General features: G+C 72.0%; 2 protein-coding genes. Both read right to left on the reverse strand.

The window, feature by feature from the left end:
- Positions 1-109: 109 nt before the first annotated feature.
- Positions 110-1,240 carry an FAD-dependent oxidoreductase gene (locus tag GH736_RS22510; protein WP_159607209.1) on the reverse strand — a complete coding sequence of 377 codons (1,131 nt, stop codon included), beginning with the start codon at positions 1,238-1,240 and terminating at the stop codon, positions 110-112.
- Between the two features lie 27 nt (positions 1,241-1,267).
- On the reverse strand, positions 1,268-1,705 hold a 438-nt coding region (locus GH736_RS22515), incomplete at its 5' end, for a cyclase family protein (protein WP_162529599.1).

The following is a 1,705-nucleotide window of genomic DNA, read 5'->3' on the forward strand; positions in this document are numbered from 1 at the left end:
GCCCCCACCGCCTGCTGCAGCGCGGGCAGCAGCAGGTGCGCGTGCACGTCGACGATCGGCGCGGTGCGCATGGTCTCGTCGCGCGTCGACTCGACGCGGTCCGCGGCGCTCATGCCGGCTCGCTCACGAGCATCGCGATGCGGCGCATCAGACCCGGCACGTCGGCGTCCTGCACGTGGTCGATCTGCCACTGGCCGAGCTGCACGGATGCCTCGACGACCTCGGTCGCGCGCGGCAGGCGCCGCGCGTGGAACTCGTCCCAGAGCGACTGGTCGACGGCATCGCGTGCCAGCAGCAGCTCGGAGAGGACGAGCGCGTCCTCCGCCGCCTGCGCCGCGCCCTGCGCGATGGTGGGCGGGCAGCTGTGCGCGGCCTCGCCGATGAGCACGACGCGGCCGCGGTTCCACGCGTCGGGCACCACGTGCTGGGTGAACCACGTGTAGTTCACGCGCGAGGCGCCGTCGAGCGAGTCGCGGATCTCGTTCCACGGGCCGCCGTACGCGCGCGACAGGTCCTTCATGACCTCGACGCCCTGCTCGGGCGAGAGCTGCCGGTCCTGGGCGGGCTCGACGAGGAAGGCGTACATCATCTCCTCGCTCGTGGGGGTGTATCCGGCGATGTACACCGGACCGCCGTAGTAGAGGTCGGTCTGCGTGACCTCCTTCGGGCGCGGCACGAAGGCGCGCCAGATCCCCATGCCCGTGCGTTCGGGTTCGACCTCGATGCCGAGCTGCTTCCGGATGTCGGAGTGCAGGCCGTCGGCGCCGATGAGCAGGTCGTAGCGACCGGTCGATCCATCGCTCAGGGTGACGTCGACGCCGTCCGCGTCCTGCGTGAGGCCTGCCACCGTGGTGCCGTAGTGGATGCGGGCGCCGAGCTCGGTGGCGCGGTCGGCGAGGATGCGGGCGAGGTCGGGGCGGTACATGCCCGCCACCGCCGGGTATTCGGGGCCGCCCGTTCGCGCGTCCGGGATCTGCGCGATGAACGGCGCGTCGGGTCCCGGCGCGCGCAGGCCGGTCTGGTCGAAGGAGTAGCCGGCCTCCTTCACCTCCTCCCACACGCCGAGGCGGTCGAACACGCGCAGGGCGTTGCCCTGCAGCGTGATTCCGGAGCCGAGGGCCGACAGGTCGGGCTTCCGCTCGAAGACGTCGACGTCGACGCCTCCCTCGGCGAGCAGGATGGCGGCGGTGGTGCCGGCCACGCCGGAGCCGACGATGGCGACACGGGAGACAGCGGACATCAGGGGTCCCTTCGTTGGGGTTCGGGTCTACTTCAGGGCGATGGGGTTCACGGGCGAGCCGACGGCCCCGGTGATCGGCAGCGGGGATGCCACGAGCAGGAACTCGTAGCATCCGTCGGCGGCGCAGTCGGCGGCGAGCGCCTCGAGGTCCCACATCTCGCCGATGGTGAGTCCCAGGTTCGGGATCACGACCTGGTGCAGCGGTTGGAACGCCTCGTCGAACTCGTTCGGGCGCACCTCGAAGCCCCACGTGTCGGTCGCGATGGCGGCGATCTCGGTGCGGTGCAGCCAGCCGGCGGTCGTGAAGGAGAGGCCGGCGCTCGGACCGCCGGCGTAGCCGTTCCAGCCCTCGCGGAGTGCCCGGGCGTAGCGGCCGGTGCGCACGAGCACGAGGTCACCGCGGCCGACGGTGCTCGTCGCGCCCTGCGCCTCGATGCACGCCTCGAGCTCGGCCGTCGTGATGGC

The organism is Agromyces humi (assembly GCF_009720255.1).
Classification (GTDB): domain Bacteria; phylum Actinomycetota; class Actinomycetes; order Actinomycetales; family Microbacteriaceae; genus Agromyces; species Agromyces humi.